At 43.7% G+C, this 17,939-nt stretch carries 18 protein-coding genes; 14 read left to right on the top strand and 4 right to left on the bottom strand.

Features of this window, described 5'->3' with window-relative positions:
- Position 1 precedes the first annotated feature (1 nt).
- From HMPREF1548_RS04945 to HMPREF1548_RS04900, 10 genes are all read left to right on the top strand, one after another.
- Positions 2 to 238 (top strand): phosphopantetheine-binding protein, encoded by a 237-nt coding sequence (locus HMPREF1548_RS04945; protein ID WP_021634711.1) that lies wholly within the window; start codon positions 2 to 4, stop codon positions 236 to 238.
- Positions 239 to 241: 3 nt separating this feature from the next.
- A complete protein-coding gene (locus tag HMPREF1548_RS04940) occupies positions 242 to 1,633 on the top strand; it encodes a class I adenylate-forming enzyme family protein (protein ID WP_021634710.1) in 1,392 nt (463 codons plus the stop codon).
- 11 nt (positions 1,634 to 1,644) lie between these two features.
- Positions 1,645 to 2,595, top strand: a complete 951-nt coding sequence (locus tag HMPREF1548_RS04935; RefSeq protein ID WP_021634709.1) for a glycosyltransferase family 2 protein — start codon at positions 1,645 to 1,647, stop codon at positions 2,593 to 2,595.
- Positions 2,596 to 2,795: 200 nt separating this feature from the next.
- The gene (locus HMPREF1548_RS04930; RefSeq protein WP_181970054.1) at positions 2,796 to 3,488 is read left to right on the top strand and encodes an alpha/beta hydrolase family protein; all 693 of its coding nucleotides are present in this window, start codon (positions 2,796 to 2,798) and stop codon (positions 3,486 to 3,488) included.
- A 23-nt stretch (positions 3,489 to 3,511) separates the two neighbouring features.
- Positions 3,512 to 4,576, top strand: coding sequence for a glycosyltransferase family 2 protein (locus HMPREF1548_RS04925; protein ID WP_021634707.1), 1,065 nt, complete (start codon positions 3,512 to 3,514; stop codon positions 4,574 to 4,576).
- A gap of 70 nt (positions 4,577 to 4,646) precedes the next feature.
- Positions 4,647 to 5,615, top strand: coding sequence for a capsular polysaccharide synthesis protein (locus tag HMPREF1548_RS04920; RefSeq protein WP_021634706.1), 969 nt, complete (start codon positions 4,647 to 4,649; stop codon positions 5,613 to 5,615).
- Complete coding sequence (locus HMPREF1548_RS04915; RefSeq protein ID WP_021634705.1) at positions 5,612 to 6,676, top strand: glycosyltransferase family 4 protein; 1,065 nt, start codon at positions 5,612 to 5,614, stop codon at positions 6,674 to 6,676. The genes HMPREF1548_RS04920 and HMPREF1548_RS04915 overlap by 4 nt, the downstream gene beginning before the upstream one ends.
- Before the next feature lie 203 nt (positions 6,677 to 6,879).
- Complete coding sequence (locus HMPREF1548_RS04910; RefSeq protein ID WP_198168613.1) at positions 6,880 to 7,656, top strand: DUF2971 domain-containing protein; 777 nt, start codon at positions 6,880 to 6,882, stop codon at positions 7,654 to 7,656.
- Between the two features lie 178 nt (positions 7,657 to 7,834).
- Positions 7,835 to 9,217, top strand: coding sequence for an AAA family ATPase (locus HMPREF1548_RS04905; protein ID WP_083492919.1), 1,383 nt, complete (start codon positions 7,835 to 7,837; stop codon positions 9,215 to 9,217).
- Complete coding sequence (locus HMPREF1548_RS04900; RefSeq protein ID WP_021634702.1) at positions 9,205 to 9,963, top strand: RloB family protein; 759 nt, start codon at positions 9,205 to 9,207, stop codon at positions 9,961 to 9,963. Before HMPREF1548_RS04905 ends, HMPREF1548_RS04900 begins: the two co-directional genes overlap by 13 nt.
- A 28-nt stretch (positions 9,964 to 9,991) precedes the next feature.
- On the opposite strand, the gene HMPREF1548_RS04895 is transcribed toward HMPREF1548_RS04900, so the two are convergent.
- The 4 genes from HMPREF1548_RS04895 to HMPREF1548_RS04880 all read right to left on the bottom strand — a co-directional run bounded on the left by HMPREF1548_RS04895 (position 9,992) and on the right by HMPREF1548_RS04880 (position 14,588).
- Positions 9,992 to 11,005, bottom strand: a complete 1,014-nt coding sequence (locus HMPREF1548_RS04895; protein WP_021634701.1) for a sensor histidine kinase — start codon at positions 11,003 to 11,005, stop codon at positions 9,992 to 9,994.
- Positions 10,995 to 11,681, bottom strand: a complete 687-nt coding sequence (locus HMPREF1548_RS04890) for a response regulator transcription factor (RefSeq protein ID WP_025489279.1) — start codon at positions 11,679 to 11,681, stop codon at positions 10,995 to 10,997. Before HMPREF1548_RS04890 ends, HMPREF1548_RS04895 begins: the two co-directional genes overlap by 11 nt.
- A gap of 86 nt (positions 11,682 to 11,767) precedes the next feature.
- Positions 11,768 to 13,822, bottom strand: coding sequence for an ABC transporter permease (locus HMPREF1548_RS04885; protein WP_035321095.1), 2,055 nt, complete (start codon positions 13,820 to 13,822; stop codon positions 11,768 to 11,770).
- A complete protein-coding gene (locus HMPREF1548_RS04880; RefSeq protein WP_021634697.1) occupies positions 13,812 to 14,588 on the bottom strand; it encodes an ABC transporter ATP-binding protein in 777 nt (258 codons plus the stop codon). Before HMPREF1548_RS04880 ends, HMPREF1548_RS04885 begins: the two co-directional genes overlap by 11 nt.
- A gap of 254 nt (positions 14,589 to 14,842) precedes the next feature.
- Between HMPREF1548_RS04880 and HMPREF1548_RS04875 the strand changes: the two genes are divergently transcribed.
- From HMPREF1548_RS04875 to HMPREF1548_RS04860, 4 genes are all read left to right on the top strand, one after another.
- Positions 14,843 to 15,178 carry a hypothetical protein gene (locus tag HMPREF1548_RS04875; protein WP_147331810.1) on the top strand — a complete coding sequence of 112 codons (336 nt, stop codon included), beginning with the start codon at positions 14,843 to 14,845 and terminating at the stop codon, positions 15,176 to 15,178.
- A gap of 23 nt (positions 15,179 to 15,201) precedes the next feature.
- Complete coding sequence (locus HMPREF1548_RS04870; protein ID WP_021634695.1) at positions 15,202 to 16,845, top strand: tetratricopeptide repeat protein; 1,644 nt, start codon at positions 15,202 to 15,204, stop codon at positions 16,843 to 16,845.
- 103 nt (positions 16,846 to 16,948) lie between these two features.
- Entirely contained in the window at positions 16,949 to 17,305 is a 357-nt protein-coding gene (locus HMPREF1548_RS04865; RefSeq protein WP_021634694.1) for a hypothetical protein, read from the top strand.
- 42 nt (positions 17,306 to 17,347) lie between these two features.
- Positions 17,348 to 17,830 carry an RNA polymerase sigma factor gene (locus tag HMPREF1548_RS04860; protein WP_021634693.1) on the top strand — a complete coding sequence of 161 codons (483 nt, stop codon included), beginning with the start codon at positions 17,348 to 17,350 and terminating at the stop codon, positions 17,828 to 17,830.
- The last annotated feature ends 109 nt before the right edge of the window (positions 17,831 to 17,939 follow it).

Below are 17,939 nucleotides of genomic sequence, written 5' to 3'. Positions count from 1 at the left end.
GATGGAAACAGTACAGGAAAAAGTAATTCACTTAATTCAGAAAATTGGTGTGGAGGAGGAGGTGAAACCGGAAGCTTCCCTGATGGATGATTTAGGACTGGAATCTTTGCAAATCTATACAATGCTTTCTGATTTGGAGATCCTCTTTTCCATTCGAATTCCGGAGAAAGTATTAATGCGGGTAGATACGGTGCAGGATATGGTGAATGAGATTCAGAAGATACTGGGGGTATCCTGAGAAATGGTAGATTATTTGGTGTCAACGTTAAAATTTTATGGGGACAGAGAAATACTTTTGGAGGGGAGCAAAAGGATAATGAGTTCCCAATTTATCGCAGATATTGAGAGAAGCTGCAGCTTTTGGAAGCATTCTTTTGCCGGTGGAGGCCACCATATCGGCATTGTAGCAGAGAATAGCTATCTGTGGCTGGTCCAGTGTATGGGAATTATCGCTTCAGGGAACACGGTTGTGGCTTTTAACTACAATCTTGGAGAAGAAGAACTGATTGATTTTATTGAATTATCAGATACGGAAATAGCCCTGTGTGATGATGGGATGTTACATGAGTATACAACGTGCGGGGAACGTATCCCATTTCTGGAATTGTCGCAGGCATTTTGCGAGATACCTGTTTCCTTTACAAAAAGAAGCGAAGACGATGTGATAATGATGTATTTTTCATCCGGGACCAGCGGAAAAAGCAAGATCGTTCAGTTACGCAATAAAGGAATGATGATATATGGACATTATTATCTTAATGTAAATGAAAGAGGAAGTAAAACCGTTTTAATCGCACTTCCCTTGCATCATGTGGGCGGAATTTTTAACAGTTACGATGAATTGTTATTTGGGAATCGTATTGTCATAAGCAGTGCGAAATATTTGCTCAGAGATCTTCGAAGAATTAAAGTTACAAAAATTGTTTTGGTCCCTTCTATGTTGAGAAATATATTTACCCAAATACAGAAGGGAAATTTATCGAAGGAACAGTTATCCGGTGTAAAGGAAATATATTATCTGGGTGCACCGCTATTTCCGGGAATGTATGATAAGGTCAGGCAGTTGGGCATGCGTTTGCAAGCCAACTATGGCTTGACAGAGGTAACAAGGGGGATATCCGGAGCAGGTCCCTATCGGGAAAATTCCGTGGGCAGGGTGGAACCATATGCAAAAGTAAAGATCGAAGAAGGCGAGATCTTAGCTGGTGGTGAGGGAATGATGCTCGGATATTATAGAAATCCTGTGGAAACAAATAAGGTTTGTCAAAACGGATGGCTTCATACAGGAGATATGGGAAGAATGGATGAGGATGGATATCTATATATAACCGGCAGAAAAAAGAACATTATAATTCTGGCCAACGGAGATAATGTAAGTCCGGAAGAATTGGAAGACAAGCTGTATGGATGTCCATTTATATCGGAATGCAGAGTATATGGGAGTGATGATAAGATTACAGCTGAGATTTATACCTGTCCTGATGAAAGAAAATTTGAGGAGCGGAAGTCTCAGATTGAGAACTATATCAAAAAGCTGAATACGGCTCTTCCGACAATGAAGAGAATTGGGCAGATCTATATAAAAGAATCGGAGCTATCCAAAACAGCTATGGGTAAAATCAAGAGAAATTGAAGGGATGATATATGGTTGAAGTGTCCGTTATTGTACCTATTTATAACAGTGGAAAATATCTCAGAAAATGTTTATTATCTCTGGCTGGTCAAACCTTCAGTAAAATGGAAGTAATACTGATAGATGATGGCTCAACTGATTTAAGCCGTTATATTTGTGAGACATTTTGCAAAGAATTTTCTTCTTTTCATTATTACTGGAAAGAAAACGGCGGATCATCAGATGCGCGAAATATGGGGATCCAAAAGTCACAGGGGAAATATCTGTCTTTTGTAGATAGTGATGATTATGTAGACAAAAAATTTATTGAAAAGCTATGGAAAAAAGCGACAGAAGAAGCGTCTCAGCTTGTTTGCTGTGGCTATTATCTGGACAGAGATAATAAAAAGAAAAAAATGTGTTATCCAAAGTCCGGGAGAATAGGATTTGTGGATTTTTGGAGTCAGGTTTTATCAGGTGAAGAAATTGGTAATTTTATGTGGAACAAACTTTTTGAACGACAATTATTTGATGAAGTACAATTCCCAATTGGAAGAAAGTATGAAGATAAGTTTACTTTATACCAGTTGTCAGATCGGTGTAAAGGAATTTCAATTGTGGCGGAACCTCTGTATTACTATGTTTTCAGGGAGGCCTCAGTCGTAAATAGTTTTGGGAAAGACAGCGCCTGCGATCTGATAGATGCAGGGGAGAGATTATGTGCATATATCAGAAGGAGATACCCTGAATTAAGGGTACAGTGTGAACGTCATATGATGAAAGAACACATTATAACGGTAAATGCTCTTTCTAAAGCCGGGATTTTTAGGAAGGATACGCTGTGGGATGCGTCAAGAGATTATATTCTTAAAAATTGGAAATGGCGCAGAGGATTACAGAGAAAATTTCTGGTAAGTGCGTGGATGATTCGGATAATTCCCTGTTTATATGGTCGAATCCAATATTGGAGGATCAGAAAATGAATCAAATTAGCAGGTGCATAATGACCGTCATACTATTGATGTGTATTCTTTCGGGCTGCGGATCTGAAATATTTAAATCCGGAACAGAAACGGAAAAAATTCTGAAAACACAAACAGAAGAAATAAAGGATCACTATTCATATAAAATGAAAGAGGTATGGTGTACAAACGGAAATAAACGTATTTACGGGGTCCTTTATTTGCCGGAAAGGAAAGGCCGGGTTCCCCTGCTGATTTATTCCCATGGCCTTTCGGATACTCATGCAAAGGGAGAACTTTATGCAACCAGCTTGGCAGCAAGGGGAATTGCGGTATATTGTTTTGATTTTTGCGGAGGCTCGGATGAAAGTAAAAGTGATGGAAAAGTAATTGATATGTCTGTTATGACAGAAGTGTCTGATTTGGAGGCTGTGTTAAACTCAGCGAGAAAATGGAATGCCATAGATAAAAATAAAATTGTTCTGGCAGGTTTTAGTCAGGGTGGGATTGTCACGGCAATTACGGCAGCCAGATGTGAAGAAAATGTTGCGGGCATAATCTTAGAGAGTCCTGCATTTCTGATTCCTAAGGAAGCACATGATTTATTTGAGACTATTGCTGATATTCCGGATGAATATTATTACCATTTCCTCATGGTGGGGAAAAAGTATTTTGAGGATATCTGGGATTATGATGTATATAAGGAAATTGGTAATTATAAGAAGAATGTGCTGCTGATACATGGGGAACAGGATGATTCCGTTGATATTATATATTCCGAATATGCCTCAGAGGTGTATGAGAATGTTGAGTTTTACAGAGTAAAAGGCGCCGGTCACGGTGTTGTAAACCAAATGCCGGAAGAGACAATGGGTTACATATTCGATTATTTACACCAGATTGATATTTTTTGACGTGGGATAACCTGGTATCCGTGATGGGAGGAATATTAATGAAGGAAAAACATCCATTAATCAGTGTAATTATTCCGGTTTTCAATGTTGCGCCATATTTGAACAGATGTATGGAAACGATTGTGTCTCAGACGTATACAAATTTGCAGATCATAATGGTTGATGACGGTTCCACAGATTTCAGCGGCAGTCTTTGTGATCAGTGGAAGAAAGCGGATAACCGGATAAAAGTAATTCACAAAAAAAATGAAGGCCTGGGCATGGCACGCAATTCCGGTATTATAGCGGCGGAGGGGGAATATTTTCTTTTTGTCGATTCGGACGATTATGTGGATAAGGTTATGGCAGAAAAACTTTTGCAGACACTTGTTATACAGCAGGCGGACATTTGCTACAGCGGATTCGTGGATGTATCGATAAATGGGGAAGAAAGGGCAGGAGTCCCTCCTGAGAAATTAATTTACTCAGGAGATGAGATCATGGCTGAATTTATTGGGGAGGCCCTTGGGGCGGTACCTGAAATATCACGTAACTGTTTTGCTGGAATGAGTGCTTGTGCTGCACTTTACCGTGCGTCACTTTTTAGGGAGGAGGAAGTATTTTTTCGGAAGGAAGAGAAGGTGCTTTGCGAGGACCTTTTTTTTAACATTGCAATATGCAGGTATGCAAGGAAAGTTGTTCTGCTGCCTGAATGCTTTTATTATTACTGTGCCAATGAAAGCTCTCTGACTAAGAGATATAAGAAGGACCGTTATGAGGTGGCAAAACATATGAAACGGCTTTTGGATACGGAACTGAAGGATTGCGGAGCTGGGAATATATCATTCAGGCAAAGGATAGACAGGAATTATATGGATAATCTGATTACATGTATGAAACAGGAGGTTGCTTTTAGAAAACAAAATGGAAAGGACTGGTGTATGAGACGGCTTAAGGAGATGGCGGAAGATGAGACAACATTACAGGTTCTGAAGACATATCCTATTAAAAAAATGGAAAAAAAGCAGAGGATTCTGTTTACAATGATCCTGACAAAAAATATGTATGTTGTATACTGGCTATTTCGGCTCAGGTACCGATTGAGTTAGACCTCATAGCAAATGGCTCTAATCCAATCACTCTGTCTGAGGACACGGACCGAAGGGAGAAGAATGTATTATGGGAGCATTCCAAAATATTGGAATAAAGGATTATTTTAAGAGATATGGGGTTTTAAATTCAATAAAACGGGGATTATTTACTGTAAATCCGCTGCACATAGTTACGGATTATGAAAATAAAAAAATACTATATTATAGAAAAGTACGCAGATGGATTGAAAATAAATATTCTTATGCGGCAGCTGTTGAACCAATAGGATTAGAGTTTGGCAATCTTTCACCTGGGAATCCTGTATGGATTTACTGGAATCAGGGAGAAGAAAATGCGCCGTTAATTGTAAAAAGATGTATTGAGTCTATTCGCTGTTATTATAAAGATTCAGTAATTATGTTATCGGATAAGAATCTGTATAAATATATTAAGCTTCCACAGTTTATTGAACAAAAATGGGATAAAGGTATTTTGTCTGCGGCGGCTTATTCTGATGTAATACGTTTTTCTCTACTGGAGCATTATGGAGGGACATGGATAGATGCAACAGTACTGTTAACTGGCCCGTTGCCGGAATATGTGATGAACAGCGATTTGTTTGCTTTCCGTGATTCCTTAGGATTAATATATAATCCGGCGCTATTTCCCATCTGGCTATTACACTGCAGAAAGTCTAATCAAATTATGAGAGAAACCAGAAATATTTTATACGAATACTGGAGAAAAGAAAAGCATGTAATAGAGTACTTGTTTACCTGTATTATTTTTACGATTGTATTGGAAAATAACAGGGATATACTTGAACAGATACCTTGTGTGCATAGTGGATGTACGGGACTTTTGTTAAATGAGCTAGAAAACAACTTTAGTGAAGAAAAATTAAATTATATAACAGCTTTGACAAGCGTACATAAATTAACCTATAAATTGAAGGATACCGTAACTTCTGAGAAGGGTACCTTTTATGAGTATATACTTGGGCAGGACTTCGGAAACAAGAAACCATACATATTAGGAAAGGATTCAGGAATATGAATGTTTTAATGATTGGGGTAGATAAAACCTCTATCGGGGGAATGCTGACTGTTGTGGAAAACTATCTTAATAATGAAGATTTCTGCCGGAAGACAAATTTAAAATATATTGCAACTGTAATAAGAGCAAATAAATTTGTTAAAATATTTACTTTTTTAAAAGTGCTGCCGAAGATTATCTATGTTATAAAGAAAGGGAAAATAGATATTGTCCATGTTCATATGGGAGAACGGGGGAGCGTTTTTAGGGAAGGTTTAGTAGTTTGGATTGCGAAGCGGATGGGAGTAAAAACGGTGATCCATATGCATGGGGCTACCATAGAGGATTGGTATGAGAAAAGAAACCGGATTATTCAGAAGATCATAGCAAAAATTTTCACACTACCGGACAGAATGATAGTTCTTGGAAAGAAATGGTCTGTATTTATGGAGCAGGTCATGGGTGATGCAAATAAAGATAAGATTATTGTTTTGCATAATGCGGTGAATGTGGAAAAGACAAATTGTTATAATGCTGAAGCCCATAATGTTTTGTTTTATGGTATGTTGATACCAAGAAAAGGGATAGAAGATTTATTGCAGGCATTTCAACTTATCCTGGATCAAATTCCGGAGAATGTTAAATTAACCATATACGGAGATGATAAGGAATTTGATATTGCCGGTAAAATAGCTGAATATCATCTTGAGGGAAGAGCTGTATACTGTGGCTGGCTGCCAAAAGAAGAACGGCTCAGGTGCTTTTCAGAGACAATGCTGAATGTACTTCCTTCTTATAATGAAGGCCTCCCTATGACTATTCTGGAGAGCATGGGCTATGGAATACCGAATATATCTACTAATATTGCATCAATACCTGAGGCAGTCATTGATGGTATCAATGGAAATCTAATTCCTCCAGGAGATGTTGACAGACTGGCTTATGTAATGAAAAGGTTAATTCTGGATGTTGATTTAAGAATTTCATATAGTCAAGAAGCTTATTTGAAAGCAAAGGAGGAATTTTCATTACCTTATCATTTTAAGAAACTACTTAATATATATGGAGAGTTAGCTTCCTGATGTCATCAAAATCAACCAAATATTGTAAATAGGAGTAATACCGGCCGAACTTTCTGTGGTGTTATCAGATACAAAATGTTCGGTCCGCCAAAAAGTGAATAAGGGGAAGAACACAGGAAATACTTCACAGAGAACCGATAATTATTCTGCATTAGGCAATGTATTTTCCACAAATCCAGGCAGAAAAGAAAGGCACAGGGGATATGGACTATTTATATCAATATACAAGCCTGAGCGCGCTGGCCCAGATAGTAAAAACCCGGTCAATCCGGCTGAATTCCCTGAAATATGTGGACGATCCGAATGAACTGGCAAGCGCTGATTTCAGAAGAGCCGGGAAATATTGTTTTGTAAGCTCATGGACCAGCGAAAAAGAGGAATCCATACCGATGTGGAATATGTACTCAAAAATGGACGGCGTAAGAATCAGGCTCCCTCTAAATCCCTTTGAACAATATACCTGGGAGGATCCCAGGCAGAAGGGCCGCTTTGTAACCAGCTGTATTCCCGAAGAAGATTTATATCAGGAAAACATGTTTCCGGTAATGGAAGAAAAGCTTCTTCATAAAGTCAATTATACGGATGACGAGAGACTGTTATACCCCAGTCTCAGGCGGCAGATGCAGCACGGCGGAGAGGACTGTGCCGGCATTGAGCTTACCCGGTTAGGCAAGAATAAAAACAGTGCATGGGAGTTTCAGAAGGAATGGCGGTATCTGCTGTATTTTATGCCGGTTTCCCTGGAGGAGCTGCTCAAGGATCCCGAACAGGCCAAACGAAAAATGGATGATAATATCAGAAACAGCATCAGCCTGGCCAGAGAGGATTATTTCCTGAAAATCAGAGAAGAGTGCTTCGATGAGCTTGAAATATTGTGCGCGCCCAAGTTCAGCCAGGGAGACAGGATACTTCTGGAATGTCTTGTGAATACGTATTGCCAGGATGCGGTGATTATGGACAGCAGGCTTAGGATTAGATGAGGGATTGGTATTTTTTCTCTAAAAAGTTTTATCATGCAAATGAAAATAGAATTTAGAATAGCTTAAATATAAAAAACAGAGATAAAATCTCTTGATAATACGCATTATAGTGGTATAATTTTAAATATATCTGATATAATGTTATTTAAGTTGAGAAAAAATCGGGAGAGTGATTAGAATGCTAATGCGGTTTTCGGTATCAAATTTTATGTCTTTTGGTTACAGAACAGATGAAAAAGAACAGATTATACCGGAAGAGTTTCACCTGTACGCCGGAAGAACGGAACAGTTCAAGGATAGAGTTATTAATTTCGACGGAAGAAAAATATTAAAATTCTCTTCTCTTTATGGTGCAAATGCATCAGGTAAAACAAATTTGATTCGTGCGATTGACTGCGGTAGAAAAATTATACTTTCCACGATAGAGGGCATAGATTTTAATGATAAGTATTGCAGAAGTAAAAAAACAAATAAAGATTTACCTACATTGTTTGAATACGAATTTACTATAAAAGAAAAATGTTTTGCCTATGGTTTTACAGTAAATCTCAATAAACATTGTATAATATCTGAATGGCTGTATGAGTTAAAAGGGGAAAGAGAGCATACAATTTTTGAAAGACTGGTCGAACAAGAGCAGTATTATTTTGACGAGGAATTATTTGAAAATTCAGATAATATTCAGCAGTTCCATTACTTTATGAAGGATGCAAACCGTATTAACACTTCCTTGTTTTTGTATGAGATTAACAGAAGAAAACTGGATGAGAAAGATTATGGAATTTTTACGGAGATATATAATTGGTTCCGTTATAAATTAACGGTAATTTATCCGGAAACTAAGATTGGTTCCAGTTATTTTTGGTTTGGAAGTGACAATACCAGGTTAGTAAAGGTTCTTGATTATTTAGATACTGGAATTACCGGATATGAAATGAAAAATTTGAATGAAAATGCATTTAAAGAATATTTTTCCGATGATTCTCTGGCTGAAAAACTTTTAAAGGGGCCGGAAAGAGAAAACAAGCATAAAATGAAACGTATTGTCAATTTTGGTGAAACTTTGTTTGAATTGGATTATGGGGCAAACGGGCCGGATAAAATTGCAAAATTGATGTTCCAGCATGGAGAGGACGAAGCCAGCTATGAATATGGAGAAGAATCAGATGGCACACAAAGACTGATAGAACTGTTAGATGTTATTTTAAATGACGATGATGAACGTGTATTTATTATCGACGAGTTGGATCGCAGTCTTCATCCGCAAATGACAATAAAATTTGTCGAAACGTTTCTTAAATTCTCCGAACACAGGAACACACAGCTGATTATTACTACCCATGAATCCAATCTTATGGATTTGAAAATTTTAAGAAGGGATGAGATATGGCTTGCAGAACGTGATAGTGATAATATGACCTCACTTTATACATTAGATAAGTTTAAAATCCGTTATGACAAGGTAGTCTCCAGAGATTATTTGTCAGGCAGATATGGAGCTGTTCCTATATTTAAGGACTTTGATTATGTGTGGGGGAGGGATGGGGATTGGAAAGACTGAATTTAAGAAAACCAAAACCATACGATTACAGTTCAGAGGCTGGAACAGTAAAACCAAGAGTTCACTTTTACTGTGTATCAGAGGGCGCAACGGAAGAGTCATATTTTGAGGGAATACGCAACAATAGAGTAACATTACGTATAAAAAATGATGTTTTTATTGAAATTGTCCCCAAGGAAAATGGGCAGGAAACTTATAGTCATCCGTTGCAGCTTGTAAATGCCTGTTTACATTCAATGGGGCGTATAGATAATGAGGGACAAGAGTTACCAAAGGACAAGTGGAAAACTTATTGCGCCTGGGAAGATTTCGATCCGGAAATAGATGTTGTTTGTGTAATATTTGATAGGGATTATAAAGGTTTGACCGCATGTCTGGATGAGATATTCAAACTATGTCTGCTACATAAGATTCGTATTGTTATTTCTAATCCCAATTTTGAATTATGGCTCTTGATGCATTTTCCGGGATTGGAGAACTATGATAAAAATAAGCTTTTGGAGAACCGTAAAAATCTGAGAAAACAATTGTTCCCGGATGCTTCCGAAAAGAAACGATATCTGGAAATTCTGGTGGGCCAGCATTCAGAGGGTTATAGTAAAGGAAGTAAACTGAAATTTGAACGTTTCAAGCAAAATGTAGATCTGGCAGTTGAACAAGCGGCTCTTTTTTGCGAAGAGCCGGAGGCGATTAGAGAGGAATTGGGAACCTCCGTTGGAAAACTTATACGTGATATGCGAACTTGAACGATTTATCAGATAGGTTGCATTAGCATCAGACTACAGGGAAAATTATTTTCATCACAAAGCCCTCTCCCCACCGGGAGTCCGCTTCCAGCGTCAGTTTAAGATCCCCGGCAATTTCCTTTGCCAAATACAGTCCCATGCCAGTGGCCTTCTTCCTGCCTTCCCCGGAATCCCCGGTAAAGCCTTTTTCAAAAATATAAGGCAGGTCACTGCTGCGTACGCCCATGCCATTATCACGGATGATCAGCGAGCAGTGAGCTTCTTTGCGGATAAAGAAAAGGGATAGCTCGGGCCGGATATCGTCACGGCAGTATTTTACGCTGTTGCTGATAACCTGGCTGAGCAGGAAATGCAGGCCTCTCCGATCTGAAAAAACAGCGGCGTCACAAATATCCGTGCTTACCAGGAACCCTTTTCCCTCCAGCAGGGGACGGTAATCCTCCAGCACGTCCTCCACACATTCAGAAAGTGAAAGGGTTTCCAGCAGATAGTCCTTCCGCGCGCTTTTCAGGCGGGCGTAGAAAAGCATCTGGTTCACGGATTCCTGCATCCGGTTCCGGATATAGTCCAGCTTCTGCTGTTCATGCTCCGGCATGTCGTCCCGCCGGTTATCGATCAGCATGGTGAGCAGGGAAACAGGCGTTTTGATTTCGTGGGCCCAGGCTTCCACATAATCTTCATAGTCGGATATCCGGCCCTGCAGCAGCTGATATTCCTCCTGCTTTTGGCGGAGCGCGGCGCCAAGGATACGTATCATGTCTTTTTCAGCCGCACCGGAGAGACGGAGCAGCTGTTCCTCCTGATATTCCTCAGGCGTGTGCAGAAATGCCAGAAATGCCTTCTGCCGCCTGTTTTCACGTAAAATTACCACGGACAGGACTGCTGAAAACAGCAGTAGGGTGCCAAGCACCAGGAATGCGGCAAATGCCTTCAGGGCCTGTATGTCGGCAAGCCACAGCAGCAGGACGAAGACGCCGTCCGTGCCAAGAAGCAGCAGAAGCCAGGGCAGGTATTGCCTGCAGATTTTCCAGTTATGTTTCATCGTTATTTTCCTCAGGGATCAGCTGATAGCCCACACCGCGCACGGGGATGATTTTCCGGCGCATTTCCAGCTCCTGCATGGTCCTTTTCAGTCTGGTCAGATTGACCTGGAGTGCATTTTCGTCGATATACTCCGTGGTTCCCCACAGGGCGGTAAGCAGCTCCTCTTTTTTTACGGGATTGGCGCCGTGGAGGAGAAAAGCTTCCAGAAGCTTTCCCTGATTCCCCGGCAGCACCACGGATTTATTATGGATATAAAGCGTATAGGTCTGGCGGTCCAGCAGGAAATCCGGGCCTTCCAGCATATGGGCGCGCCCTTCATAGCGTTTTAGCACATTGGCTGCCCTTGCCAGCAGGCGTTCCTTCCGGCAGGGCTTTGTGAGATATTCATCCGCGCCCAGCTCCAGGGCATGAAGTTCATCCCGCATCTGATCACGGGAGGTCAGCACCAGTACGGGGATGGCGCTTTTCTGCTTTATTTCCCGGCAGATCTGAAAGCCGCTTGCCTGGGGGAGATTGATATCCAGAAGGATCAGATCGGGAGACAGCCGGAGCAGCTGGCCGGCGGTGTCCTCAAAGATGGTGATTTCATGCACCTCATAATCCGCGCTTCGCAGCATTTCCGCAAGCTCTTCCCTCATATAGACTTCATCCTCCACAATTGCAATCCGTTTCAAGCATCTTTCTCCCTTCTTTTTTATTTCCGCGGGCAACGAGCCAAGCAGCCATGCTTGCATGGATATTTGGCGACTGCCGCGAGGGCCTATGCCTCCCGCTCCGGCACCATGAGAGTCAGCAGGTACCGGCAGCTCAGCTTTTTAACAGCAGCCATATAAATGTATTCTACTATAAGGAGCAGTAAAATCATAGCCAGGGATAACCACATCAGTGAGGAAATATATGGCTGGCTCCGGGATGGAAGCAGGCCGCTTAACAACGACCTCACGCCGAAAAGACTGCTCACCGCTGCGACGGCGACAGGAATCCCGAAAAACCAGCGGATCTGTTTTGCGGCGGAGCAGCAGAGCGTCTCACAGGGGGCGCCCAGCCTTATCAGGGTTTTGTAGCGCCGCCGGTTTTTCTGCTGCTGTGTAAGGAACTGTACGCCGAGGACCGTATTTGCAACGATCAGGAAAATAATTGCCAGGTAAATGGTAATATAGCTGACGGATACCACATAAAAAAGCTGCCGTCCTATGTTCTGCAGGTAGCTTTCATAGGGAATGCCGGTGCGGGTAAGCCTGTCGTTGGTTTCGGAAACCGCCCCAAGCAGGCTCTGCCCTTTCAGCCTGTCGGGAGAAAGCACCGCGTTGAGATAAACGGCATAATTGCCGTCCGTCATGCGTTCAAAGACTTCGTCCGGCACAATGAGCGCCAGGGCCAGGGTAATGGAACGATCCACGACGAGGTTGGTGGTATTGACATTGCCGGTGAGCAAAAAGGCTTCCCCTGCAATCCATATCTCAGGGCGTCCGTCAAGGATCCCGTTGAAAAGGACAAGCCGGTTGTTTCCGGTGAAATCCGTATCCATATAGACCGCCGCCTCATTGCCGGACAGCGTTATCTCCGGAAGTCCGGCGGCAGCAAGCAGCTGGTTATATCCGGACAGGGCGATCAGGCGCGGCGTATATCCATCGGAAAAATTGTTCAGAAGGACATCCCTGCCTTCAGATTCAGGCAGGCCCTCCAGCGCCTTCAGGACTGCGTCCATGGAAAAGCGCGGCGTGTTCTCCTCTGCGGGAATGATATGCCCGACCTTCATTTCAAACAGGCTGCCAAACGTATCGGAAAAACCGGCGGCGGAGAGCTGTTCCCGTATGACGGAAGGATTATCCGGGCAGGGAAATGTGTAATCGAGGACATGCTGCTCAGAATCCCCGTAAACCAGCGCGACTGCCACCCCTGTGCCAAAGCAGCAGAGCGCAGCCAGAATCAGCAGCGAGCTGATGGCAAGGGCGTGGGAACGGTGGATTACGTTTTCCTGCAGCTGACGGAAGGTGAAGGTATGCAGCTTTTTTTCCCGGCCGGCGCGGCCTGCCAGCAGCCCCAGGAAAGAGCGGAGGCCGAAAAAGTACAGGAGAGTGCCCAAAAAGCCGGACAGCAGGGTAATTCCCATATGGGCAACATTATTCCAGGAAAAACCGCAGATAGCCATGGTATAAGCTGCTGCAAGCAGCGCGGCGCCGGCAAGGAGGGCCAGTGCATAAACGGCGGAGGGCAGCTGCTTTTTAGTCCCATCCGGGGCCTCTGTCAGCAGGCTTCCGATTTCCTCCCCCGCGATGCGCCCGCTGAGTATCATAAAGGCGGCCAGTTTGATCAGGGCGAACCCAATGGCTGTCCACAGGATTGCAGTCAGGGAAATGTTCAGGCGGTGGCCGATGATCCCCAGGCCGGTGAGACGCGCCGTGATCAGGCTGATCAGCTCGGACAGGAGGACAGCGGCGGGCAGGCCGATGGCAAGCACGAAGGCGCTGTTTCGTATATCCTCTCCCAGAAGCAGGAAAAACAGCCTGGAACGGCGCATTCCCAGCATCAGATACACGCCGAATTCATGCCTGCGCCGTTCCAGCTGGTATTTGCTGGCAAAGTAAATCAGGAAGAACAGGATGAGCAGGGTCATCCCGTAAAACAAAGGGATCATCCGAAGCAGCCTGCTGATGGCGTCGCTTTCCATTTTCATGAGAAATTTTATCACATCCTGTTGGGACAGGGATAAAATGATATAAAAGGCAATCACCGAGATGAGCAGGGAAGCGAAAAACAGTCCGTTTTCTTTTCTGCTCCGTCTGCTGTTGCGTGAAATCAAATCAAAGAACATTTGCACTGCCACCTCCTAACTGGGCCATGACCTTCAGGATTCGTTCATAGAATTCCGGCCGGGATTCCTCGGGCACATTCTTTCGCAGCTCATGGAAAATAACGCCGTCCTGGATAAACAGGATCCTTTTACAGTAGCTGGCTGCATTGGCATCATGGGTGACCATGAGGATGGTGGTATTGTGTTCCTGGTTCAGTCCTGACAGCTTTTCCATCAGCGACTTTGCATTTCCGGAATCCAGGGCGCCCGTAGGCTCGTCCGCCAGGACAATATCCGGCCGGAGGATCAGTGCCCTCGCTGCGGCAATGCGCTGTTGTTGGCCGCCGGACATCTGCGCCGGGAACTTATCCAGCACATCCGTAATTTCCAGATAGTCCGAAAGAGACTGCAGACGCTCCCTGCTTTCCTTTGCCGGGACACCGTGCAGCGACAGCGGCAGCAGAATGTTTTCCCGCCCGGTGAGATTGTCCAGCAGCTCAAAGCTCTGGAACAGATAGCCGATTTTCTTCCCCCGGTATTCCGCCAGGTCCGCTCCCCTAAGAGAATGCACATCGGTTTCCCGCATGCGGATCCTGCCTCCTGTGGGCCGGATGACCGTTGCAATGCAGTTAAGCAGCGTGGATTTCCCGGAGCCGCTGCTTCCCATAATCCCCAGAAACTCGCCGGCCATCACCTGAAAGGTAATGCCGTTGAGAGCCTTTGTCTGATTATTTCCTTTCCCATACGTCTTGCGCAGGGAATCAATTTCAAGAATCTGTGTTGTCATATCGTTCCTCTCCTTTCCTGTCTGTACACATCATAGCACAGGCAGTCCGGTAAGGACACTTACAGTGGATGAAAGGTTTCCCGTTATTGTATTGAACTTATCTGGGGAAAAGCCCCCATTGCTTCAAAACTCTTTCTATAGTAATATAGTATCGATGGAGAAGAGTGGAGAAAATTTCACTTTCATATGCCGGAAGACAGATATCTGTGGCCGGCTGGTTTGTACGCGCGCCAAATGCGCAGAAGGGAGATAGTGTGAGTAATAATGCAAAAAAAGTTCTGTTTTGTCTGGCAGCGGTATTTTTTATCGCTTTCGGGGTGGTTACCTATCGGGGATATGATAAGATGACGAAATATTATAATTCCGGTATAAGCAGTCTCAACAAAAACGCTTATGTTGAGGGAGATGCCTATAATTATATTATTAACGGCACCTATGCGACCGCTTATTTTGTTCTTGGATCAGGCTTCCTGCTTACCAGTGCGGTATGCATGACCGGCGGATTGCTGATTACTGCAATTGACGGAAAAAATGAAAAAGCTGCGGCTGAAGGCCGGGAAGCAGCCGGGGAAGAACTGCCTCCGCTGTAACATAAGGAAGGAAATATGCGGTTATGGGAAGATATAAGACGGTGAAGTACCTGCAGGAAAAGCAGTGGAGTGCCGGATCTCCGGTTATGCTGAATAAAGGCGCTGTTTTAAAGGATACAGTGACCGGTAACCATATATTGCAGCTGCAGTTTATCTGCCTGTCTGAAAAGGAAATAAGGGAGGCAGTCGTTGAGATTGCCTGCCTTGATTTTTTAGGGAAATGCATTGAAACCCTGGACTATACATATACAGACCTGAAGGCGGGGCGGAACGAGCTTTTTGGCGACAGGGTTCCGGTTTTTTTCAGCAATGCAAAAGCAAGAAATTTCGAAATCAATATAAAGGAAATAACTTTTCAGGACGGAACGCGCAGCAGGGCAGAATATAAGCTCAGCGCTGCGGGAGAGCGTCAGGAAAAGAAAAAGGGCAGAAGCATTGAAGAAAATCCTGAAAAAACCGCTCAAAGATCCAGAAAAAGAAAGATAGCGGCAGGCGTGGCCTCTGCTGTCCTTGTCTGTGCCGCTGCTGTGTCGGCAATTATTTTTTTATTGATTCCGAATATGAAGTATATGGAAGCGGTTAAGCAGGCGGAGCTGGGGCAGTATGAAACTGCTATTGAGAGTTTTAAGCAGCTGGGTGATTTTAAGGACAGCCAAAACCAGGTAGTTGAAACTACTTACCTGATGGCTCTGGATAAAAAGGAAAGCGCGGAAAATATACAGGACTATGAAGCTGTGCTTAAGATACTGGATTCCATCCGGAAGGAAAAGGACTGCACGCAGGCCGTAAAAGAGACCCGCTACGCCATGGCAGAAATTTTGATGAAGAATGCCGTGGATGTAAAGGATTATAGAGAGGCGCTGAAGATATATGACAGCTTGCAGGGATTCCTGGACAGCAAAGGAAAAATCCTTGAATGTAATTATCAAATTGCCTGTATTTACAGTGATTCGCAGGACAGGGTGTCGGAAGCAAAGGATATGTTCACGGAATTAGGAGACTATAAGGATTCCAGGAAGCAGATTGCAGATATCTTAAAAGAACATGTGGAACTGACGGAGGAATATCTGACAGCTTTGGAATTCTGGGAGTCGTCTGATTTCGATGAAGCGCTGGAAATCCTTGATAAAATGGATCAGGATAACGAATATGTGTTGGAGCTGCGGGGAAAGTGCCTGGAGACAAAATATTTGATTGCTGTTTCAAATTGGAGGTATCAGAGATATGAGCTGGCGCTGAAGCAGTTTGAGTCCATCAGAGAATATAAAGACAGCGAGGATTATATAAAAAAGATAAATGATTTGGATAAGCAGCAGGCAGCGGCAAAGGCGGAAGCCCAGAATGCTGTCAGCCTTGCGGAACTGCTGACCTGGCTGAACGGAAACTGGTCAGGAGACGGTATTTACTGGAAGGCTGTTACCTTTACCAAGCTTTCTGATAATACGATGGCGCTGGATGGAACATTTAGCAGGGTTTCAGGATTCGTGGGGAGTGCGAGCAAGCTATCCAATTCGTCATTGCAGCTTGTATTTGTTACAAGCAACTTTGGATTCCAGGACATTTGTATTGTTACCAAAACCGGTGAAAACAGCGCTACGCTCAAGCGGTGGAGCGTTACTGAAAAGGGAATTAAAAGCAAGGAAGATGTCATACATTTGGTCCGGTAAGGAAAATGCAATACAGTTATATAAAAAAATTTATAAAAAATGAAAGGATTCCGTTTCTCCAATCGTATTAGTATCAGAACAATGAAAAATGGAGGAACCAATCATGAAAAAAACAATCGTAGCTCTTGCACTTTCCGCGGTTATGCTTACCGCTATGCCGTTAACCGTATTTGCCCATGGACACAGCCACGGGACGGATTCGTCCGCCGCCTGCAATTCCCTCTGCAGTGTGGAAAACTGTAATGAGACCGGGAACCATCAGCACGACGGCGTTACGTACTCCGGCCACTATATCGGTGACGGCCACGATTACCATCAGGCCTGCACCACCGAGGGATGTACCCGGACCGGCTGCCATGAACACAATGGAACTGTCTGCCTGCCCCACAGCGGGAATGGCTGTAACGGCGCTTCCGGCTCCCATCATAATGGAAGCCATCATGGCGGGAACCATCATTAAAAGTCAGGAGAGCCAATCACTGATTAGCTAACAGGTGATGTCATGCGGAATGAAGCCGAGGTGAACCGTGCCATTGATTTGTATGCGGACACGGTCCGCCGGATCTGTTTTTTATATCTGAAAAATGATGCGGATGTGGATGATATTTTTCAGGAGGTATTTCTTAAATACCTCCTGCATCCCTCCTCTTTTGAAAGCGATGCCCACGAAAAGGCATGGCTTATTCGTGTTTCCATCAACGCCTGTCAGGATCTTCTGAAAAGCTTCTTCCGCAGGAGGGTGCGCTCCATTGAGGAGGTAACTACGGAACCGTTTTACCTGCAGGAGGATAAGGGCCTGTTGGATGCCGTTTTCCGTCTCGCCCCGAAATACAGGAATACCATCTACCTGTTTTATTATGAAGGCTATACGGCGGTGGAAATAGCCGGGATATTAAAACGCAGTGAAAACACGATTTACACCTGGTTAGACCGGGCGCGAAAGGAACTGAAAAAGCAGTTGGGAGGTGAGTGGGATGGAAAGTAAGCTTCGCGGTACCTTTGATAAAATCCATGCGGATGCGGACCTGAAGGAGAGGACGGCGGAATACCTGCGCGGGGAAATCGGAAAACGCCGCCGGGCGGCATGGATGGGA

This window comes from Clostridium sp. KLE 1755 (genome assembly GCF_000466465.2).
Classification (GTDB): Bacteria; Bacillota; Clostridia; order Lachnospirales; family Lachnospiraceae; genus Eisenbergiella; species Eisenbergiella porci.
The sequence above is the reverse complement of the archived record's forward strand: the minus strand, read 5'-3'. Positions and strand labels throughout refer to the sequence as shown.